Origin of the sequence: Anaerovibrio lipolyticus (assembly GCF_021531495.1) — a bacterium.
Classification (GTDB): domain Bacteria; phylum Bacillota; class Negativicutes; order Selenomonadales; family Selenomonadaceae; genus Anaerovibrio.
In genome coordinates, this window is record NZ_JADYTY010000051.1 from 1 (window position 1) to 7657 (window position 7657).

General features: G+C 41.6%; 8 protein-coding genes. 3 read left to right on the top strand and 5 right to left on the bottom strand.

The annotated features are described in order from the left end of the window. Positions 1-289: 289 nt before the first annotated feature. The 5 genes from I6E26_RS10665 to I6E26_RS10685 form a co-directional block, all read right to left on the bottom strand. Complete coding sequence (locus I6E26_RS10665) at positions 290-667, bottom strand: hypothetical protein (RefSeq protein ID WP_235321847.1); 378 nt, start codon at positions 665-667, stop codon at positions 290-292. 15 nt (positions 668-682) lie between these two features. Then, entirely contained in the window at positions 683-1306 is a 624-nt protein-coding gene (locus tag I6E26_RS10670; protein ID WP_235321848.1) for a hypothetical protein, read from the bottom strand. A 127-nt stretch (positions 1307-1433) separates the two neighbouring features. Beyond that, positions 1434-1826 (bottom strand): hypothetical protein, encoded by a 393-nt coding sequence (locus tag I6E26_RS10675; protein WP_235321849.1) that lies wholly within the window; start codon positions 1824-1826, stop codon positions 1434-1436. A 13-nt stretch (positions 1827-1839) separates the two neighbouring features. After that, positions 1840-2469, bottom strand: a complete 630-nt coding sequence (locus I6E26_RS10680; protein WP_235321850.1) for a DUF4234 domain-containing protein — start codon at positions 2467-2469, stop codon at positions 1840-1842. 117 nt (positions 2470-2586) lie between these two features. Beyond that, entirely contained in the window at positions 2587-3963 is a 1377-nt protein-coding gene (locus tag I6E26_RS10685; protein WP_235321851.1) for a serine/threonine protein kinase, read from the bottom strand. A 231-nt stretch (positions 3964-4194) separates the two neighbouring features. Here I6E26_RS10685 and I6E26_RS10690 point away from each other — a divergent pair, with 231 nt between their 5' ends. The 3 genes from I6E26_RS10690 (at position 4195) to I6E26_RS10700 (ending at position 7643) form a co-directional block, all read left to right on the top strand. Beyond that, on the top strand, positions 4195-4644 hold the full coding sequence (locus I6E26_RS10690; RefSeq protein WP_235321852.1) for a helix-turn-helix domain-containing protein: 450 nt from the start codon (positions 4195-4197) through the stop codon (positions 4642-4644). A 693-nt stretch (positions 4645-5337) separates the two neighbouring features. Beyond that, positions 5338-6930 carry a PcfJ domain-containing protein gene (locus tag I6E26_RS10695; RefSeq protein WP_235321853.1) on the top strand — a complete coding sequence of 531 codons (1593 nt, stop codon included), beginning with the start codon at positions 5338-5340 and terminating at the stop codon, positions 6928-6930. A 236-nt stretch (positions 6931-7166) separates the two neighbouring features. Beyond that, entirely contained in the window at positions 7167-7643 is a 477-nt protein-coding gene (locus I6E26_RS10700; RefSeq protein ID WP_235321854.1) for a hypothetical protein, read from the top strand. The last annotated feature ends 14 nt before the right edge of the window (positions 7644-7657 follow it).

Here is a 7657-nt window from a genome sequence, read left to right on the forward strand (position 1 = left end):
CGGGGCCACTTTTGCTGCGCAAAAGCAGGAGTCTCCCGACGCAAAAGTGTCATGCCCCTCCGGCTGTTGTCGATTCATTGAGGCTTATCTATACTGTCAATCCTTAATAATTCTGCTATCTTCATAAGCAGACAGATTGCTGCAGTTTTGCAAGTTTCACAACCATATATTCCTATATAGCAAGAGCCATATCCCGTTTGGGGATATGGCTCTTAACTATTTTGTCAGGGGAATATCAATCATAGAATCAGTCATTATAGGTGTAGTAAATTCCATCCCGTAATAATTATTATTCGTTAGCTTTCAGCCAGCTATAAATAGCAGCACCTTCTGGATTGTCATCAATCGTGCCCAAGGAAAATTTATTTACCTCATCCCAGATGCTTATGGTATTAATGCCGGCATCTATTAGGTGGTTGAAACTAAATGTACGCCGGTAAACAAGGGTGCCGCTATTGTGATGGACGTGCTTGATGTCTACTATAGCATATCCGGCTTTATATCCGGTGTTGTAGTTTACGCTGTCAGTTACAACATAGGTATCTATGCCGTTTTTTTCATATACCCAGGCATCGGCTGCCGAGGCAGATGATGCAGCCAGGGCCATATTGCCGATGAGCACTCCTAAACAGATAAATAAAGTTGTAAAATATTTTTTGATAATCATGTTTTTCCTCCTTGCTTATTGATGTTGAACTAATACTAATTTATCATCGGAGAAGTAATAAATGTCCATTCCTCCAAGGATATTTATACCGTTTTTATAGTAGTAGTAGTGGATTTCTTCACCCAGAGCCGATTCCATACTAGTAATATCATTAGGCCTGCCAAGAAGTCGTTCAACCTTGGCTCTGGAATCACCTATACTTATGGTATTATCTCGTTCTTGTTGTTTTCTTTGAGCTTCGATTTTCTTGTTTTGAGCTTCAATTTCCGCTAGGCGTTCGGCCTCCGCTTTTTTTCCTTCAGCTATGCTTTGGGCTTCAGCCTGCTTTGCCTGCTCAACTTCCTCAGCATTTTTCTTGTCCGCTTCTTCCTGGGCTTTCTTAGCTTCTTTAGCGGCTTTTTCCTCTTGCTTCTTTTGTTCTTGTTTTAACTCGTATTCGGCCCGCTGTTCAGGCGTCATAGCTGCCAGTTGGGCTTGTTCATCAGCACATCCACCAATACCGAGAGCCAATGAAGCAAAAAAAGCAAGCTTAACAAATGTTAAAAGTTTTAGCCGAATAAGGCAATAAAAGCTTGTTAGGCCCATCAATATAGCCATCAGCCAAAAAAACTTCCCTACTAACCACCATAGTGTTTCCATAAAATCATCCCCTTAAAGCATGAGTAAATAATTATTATTTGATAGTGATATTATAGAATAATCCCCACGGGTTTTGTTTACCCGTGGGGACAAAAAATCTTTATTGTTTAAATTTGCTCAGGGGATATTAGTAGTAATAGTAACCATCGATATAGTAGTAGATTCCCAGGCTGTCTGCACAATACTCAAACACTCTGTTTGGTGCCATAACTACATCCATCCGTGCTCCGACGCCCTTCTGTGCTGCCTTGATTCGCATTTCGTCTGATTGACAACGCCAAAAGTCAGTTTTAAATTTATTGAAATACCAAGACTGCTGATTTATTAGTCTGCCATTTCGTACTTCCTTTACGACGACTGAAAAATCAGTGCTGTTACCAGAAATAGTATCTTCTACTACATAGATATCCTTGTTTTCAGAGTCCCAATGCTCCACCCAGACATCGGCAGCACTGACGCTGGATATTGTGGAGAAGAAAAATGCCAACATGAAAGCTGGAACCAATAATAATTTTTTCATGATAATATACCTCTTACCGATATGACAAATAGCGAACGCCCCTAGAATAATCAAAGTCGATAATTCTATTGACCGCCGGAATTAAAACGAAAATAGGGAATAATATAGCTAAGATGGTGGAGACACGGCTGTCTTTAATATCGCGCTGGTCCATAGCTTCATTTAAAGCATCGGTTAGTTTGCACATCAGATAGATACCATAAATACCACAGGTTATCGTGATATAAAAGACGGCTGTTCCGCCTGAGGCAGTTGTCCTTCTACCCACCAAGGTATGAACTGTATTGACAAGCTTTGCCCACCAAAAGAAGCTATAAATACCCAGCGTACAACAGGAATATAACATGAACTTTAGAATGCTCATGCGTTCGACACGGTCACAAAACATCGTTGTTACAATTGAGGAATTTTCCCCACCTTCTGCATGAACTGGAGTACTTTGCCTACTTTCTGCATGAATCTGAGGAATTTGCCCACCTTCTGTATGAACTTGTGGACTTTGGCCACCTTCTACATGAACCTGGGATTGTTCTTGTGGAACCAGGTTCAATGCATGCTCTGTGGCAACCTCCTCGCCACAGGCATGACAGCTCGTTGCCTCATCTAGTAATTCTGCACCACAGTTTTCACAAACCTTACTCATAAGTCTCACTCCTTGAATAAAAAAATCTTTCATATGAATACTTAATGTGCTGATACTTTGCATTATACAAGCTTATGAATATTTTGTGTTTACCCGTTGGGACAAAAGACAGATTATTTATTGTATATCAAAAACGATGAGCATTTCCTTGGCGAATATCCGTTGTGGGCTGGGGCTAGAGATGTTGACGACCAAGGATAGAGGCTCCTGACAGGCAAACTCCTCCATAGGCAGGGAAATTTGGGCAGAATCGCCTGGAGCAATGGTAGGGAGCTGTAGGCTGTTGTGGCTGATGCCGGCCGTATCGTTGTAGGTAATGGACAGGACAGGGCTTTCCAGATTGGCCGCGGTGGGATTGGTGATGGAGATGCTGATAGGAGTATTGCCGGGAAAATGTCCGCCAGATGCCTGTAGCTCTTGGTTGGAAATGGTAACTCTGCTGCTAGTACTTGGCAGATATACACCATCCTCATGGCTAAGGAGGGGATTGCCATTGGCGTAATACTGGGGATAGATAATATTCTGGGCCGGTTTTGACACAGATTGTTTAGGGACAGTCGCTGGGGACAGAGTAGATGGAGCGGTGGTGTCTTTGACTTGGGGCGCAGCTTCATCGGAAGAGGGCAGGGTGGTTTCTGTCTGGCTTTCCGTTGTCTCATGCTTGGGAATGGCAGGGGCAGGTTCAGTTTTTGTGTAATTAATATATGCGGTAAAGCAGATGGCGGTCATTCCTACAGCCATGCCAAGGGCAAGGATATTGCGTTTATGCTGGGCAAGGCATTGGAAAATGGGAGGCCTGTTCAATGCCTTTAGCAGCTTATCCACATTCTGATAACGTGCCTGGGGATCAATGGCACAGCATTTATTTAGAATGGGTATGAGCCTGCCATGGTATTGAGGCCCCAAGATTTCCTTGAAGGTACAGCCCAGGGCATAGATATCACTGCGGGCATCGGTCTGGCTGAAGCCATACTGCTCCGGGGGAGCGTAGCCACGGGTGCCTAGTAGTGCCGTGTCAGTAGCCTTGTGACCAGATAGCAGGCGGGCGGCATCAAAATCTATCAGATAGAGGCTTTCTGGCAGCTCTGGATTTTGGAGAATCAGATTTGCAGGCTTGATATCCCGATGGATGATGCCACATTCATGTAGTTCTTTCAGGCCATGACAAAGGCGGCTGAGCATTTGCTGGATTTGCTGGGGAGAAAATTCATAATTTTGGGCAAGCAAATCCGCCAAGGTACTGCCCTCTATGTACTGCTCAATAACAGTGGAGCTGCTTTCTCCTTGGGTATAAAAATAAATCTCCGGACATATAGAAAAATTATACTTCTTTAGCTCCTCATAGACGGGATTGAAGCGTGACAGCTCCCGCAGGATGACCTTCTGGTTGCTATCCTGGTCTATCGACCGCCACACCTTGCCCTTGGGACTGTTGTGCAGAAGTTGGAGCCTTTGATATTTGTTCAATATGAACTCTGTAGCAAAATCCTTCACAGTAAAACTTCCTTTGCCAATGCTTTTAGTTTATTATCCAAGATACGGGAATGGGAGTCAAATAATTTAGAAAAAACTATTGTCCTATTGGGTAAACAAAGTTAGCTGAAATTTAGTATAATATGATATGACAGGGTGGGGCTAATATATCCATCCTCGTGGTCACCTCATTGAAAAATGCAGAGGAATTTTCTTTCAATAATGTAGTGGTTATAACATGGAGGAAATAGTGTGAATTGTACTGAAAAAGTAAAGGATACAGCTCAACTGGAGAATGAAATAGAGAATATTGGCAACGATCAGGATATTGAGGCATATTTGTGCATGAATCAGGAAAGCATGCGGTCTTTTAGCTTGCCGGAATATCTGGAGCAGCTATTGGAACAGAAGGGGCTGACCAAAGCTGAGGTAATAGAGCGTTCCAAGCTGGACAAGGTATATGCCTATCATATTTTTTCCGGTAGGAAGCGTCCGGGCAGGGAAAAGATCTTGGCTTTGGCTATTGCCATGGAGTTAAGCGTAGAGGAGACACAGTTCTTGCTCTACTGTGCTGGCGTAAGGCAGCTGTATGTCAGAAATCCCTGGGACAGCGTGATTTTCTATGCCTTGAAGAAGAAAATGAAAATTATAGATGTGAACTGTCTGTTGATGCAGCTGGGAGAAAACGTGGTATTGGTGTAGGCAGGGGATCTGTATAGGGCAGAATGTGTAACTGCCCAAATAATTATATGTAAAACAAAAAGGCTGTCGCCCTATGAAGGGTGGCAGCCTTTTACAATACACTAATGAAGGGGAATAACCTGGATAATTTAGAGCTAATCAGATAGGTTTTCCAGAGGTTTGAGACTAAATTTTATTAGGACTTCATTGCATCAGTAGATTCAAGAATATTTATGGTTTTATTATGGTAGGTGTTGGGCCATGGTGGATATGGTATATACATGGAATGTTCAGACAAAAACATGGACTCTTTGTACTGATGAGAAATTATGCCATGAGGAAATAAAAAAGCTGCCCTGGGCATTAATATTAAAATTCAGTAAAGGATATGACGTATGTATTAATGGTACAGCAATGCAAGGAGTAAAGAATTTAGGGGACTTAAATAATTTTTCAGGGCTTGTTTCCTGCCTACAACATAGAGAGTGTCATAATGTATATTTGTTCCCTCTTCGCTGGCGAATTTATCAGGGGAATAATCGAAACTATATATTGATAGGTGTGGACTGTATAGAAGCGAAAATGATAGGTTATGGCTATTGTTCCTATGAACTGAGAGGCTTTAGGGATGAATTTGTCTCATATTCAGTGGATATTGGCAAAAGAAGGAATGTTCCATCCAAACGGCAATATATGTATAGCTTAATGAAAAATATGAAATCAGAGGCAATTTCAATACCAGATAATATTGCCAATGCGATTTGTCAGCTTATGCAGGAGGAAGCTGGCAGGGTTTTGGAATTGAGGCCAACTGTCAATATGAGGCCCCATGGCTGGGATTTTATTGAAAAATTTGTCAGCCGTCCCTACGATGTCAATATTGCTTACTGGGAGAATATCCTAGGCAAGACGGAATATGAAGCAAGATTCCCTTATGAACAAAAAGACAATTATAAGCCCTTGTGTCAATATTTGGGCATAAGAAAACCACCCAAGAGCCTGCGGAAAGCCTATGGCGAGAATCCCTATGCTCCCATGATTTATCTGCTTATGCAGCAGCTAGGGTTAAGAGATATAAACTACATACGAAGATTTTTTGCCTTTGAGGAAGATGTGATGCAGTTCTATCTGCATAGATTTAGATTTGATCCTAGGTCCCACAGAATATATAGGGACAGGCAATGTGGTGGAAATAGATGGTGTGAAATTGAAAATTTCTGCAATTTTGTGGCGGAACGAAAGTCACAAAAGCATTTGGCAGCCATGTTATATAGATTGTCTGTCATGCCCATAGAGGAATATAACCGCTATGTGGTTGATGTATATAGCATGTTTAATGAGTATAGGCGTGATATTTCCGAGGATATGCTAAAGTTATTGGCTGATAAGGGGCCTACGCATACTGTACATGATTTAATGGCTAATGAATTGCGAGGCTACAAGAAAGAAAATAAGGTCGTAGAATATGAGGCAAAACTATTGCCACTGGAATGTATGCTGGATGATTATGAATTTCATTTAGTGCACGAAACCGCAGAGCTGCAGGAAATAGGCGTAAAGCTCTACAACTGTGTGGATTCCTACAGAGGCGCAGTGTTGGCAGGTCGCTCTATTATCTGTTATGTGAAGAAAAAGGGAGAATACCTTGCCTGCATAGAAATTGCTGGTAAAAATAAAGTGGTTCAAGCCTATGCCTATAATAATCAGAATATGACAGGGGATTTGCTCAAGCATTTTCTTTATTGGGCCAAAGTGAAAAAACTGTCCGTGGATGCAGGTTATATTAGTGATATGGATGTGGCTGCCCTAGAGGAAGAATATCCAGAAAAAGAACTGCTCATCAAGCATGTTTCCACTATGACTTATGAAGAATTAATGGCTGTTGATGGCAATAGCATAGGCAAAGGCTGGTATACACGATTTGGGGAATTGCTGCCCCAGCAGAGAAGTTATCATCTGGCGCCTCCTCCTTGGATGAATGATGAAGAAGAAGCGATTTATCTTCATTATGCCCTGCCAGAGGGGGAAAAATTAATTGAAGCAGCTGCTAAGGAAAATCCTGAGGCTATGACTGTTTTGGGGATAATGTATTTTCAGGGACAGGTGCTGAAGCGGGATCATAAGCGAGCGCTGTATTGGCTCTATAAGTCGGCCAAGAAATATCATGATGCCAAGGCTTGGAAATATCTGTTGCAATTGCCAAATAGATATAGGGCAAATAATGTCGCTGAGGATGTGAGATTAGCATATGGTTTGGAGCGTTTGAGAAAATATAACGAGGTGTCCGATGTCCCCCCACTTATATAGGTAGCGGAAAGCTGTGCCAATGACAGGATGAAGCTAATATCTCCACCCTCGTGGTCGCCCCATTGAAAGAAAATGCAATGGCATTTTCTTTGAACAATGTAGGGGTTATAAAAATTGTCATTCTTCAAGCAGGAAATTGGATAATATTGTCGAATAATAGAAATATAAATCCTTTGTAAGTTTATTTTTACAAGGGATTTTTTGTTTGGCTATAAATAGTATAGGAGGGATTGTAAATGCAGGGGAAACGCAATTACAAGGATTCGCTTTTTAGAAATATTTTTAAGGATAAGAAGCGACTATGCAGCTTGTATAATGCACTTAGTGGGGAAAATATTTCTCCCAGGGATATTACTATTAATACATTGCGGGGAACATTTTACAATGACGTAAAGAATGATATCAGTTTTGATATAGGTAATCATACTGTGGTTTTAATGGAGCATCAGGGTTCTTGGAATCCCAATATGCCATTAAGAATGTTATGGTATATTGGCAAGCTGTACAGAAGACATATAGATGTAGATATGGCCTATCGTTCCAAGGTGGTAAAAATACCTGCGCCGAAGTTCTATGTGTTGTATAATGGTACTAAGGATGAACCTGAGCATAGCATTATGAGGTTATCGGAGGCCTTTGAGGGGGAAAGCCATTGGGTGTGTCAAGAACTTTGTGTAAAAAAATTTAGTAGATTACATCATAGTGCTTCATGAGTTTCGCCATACGT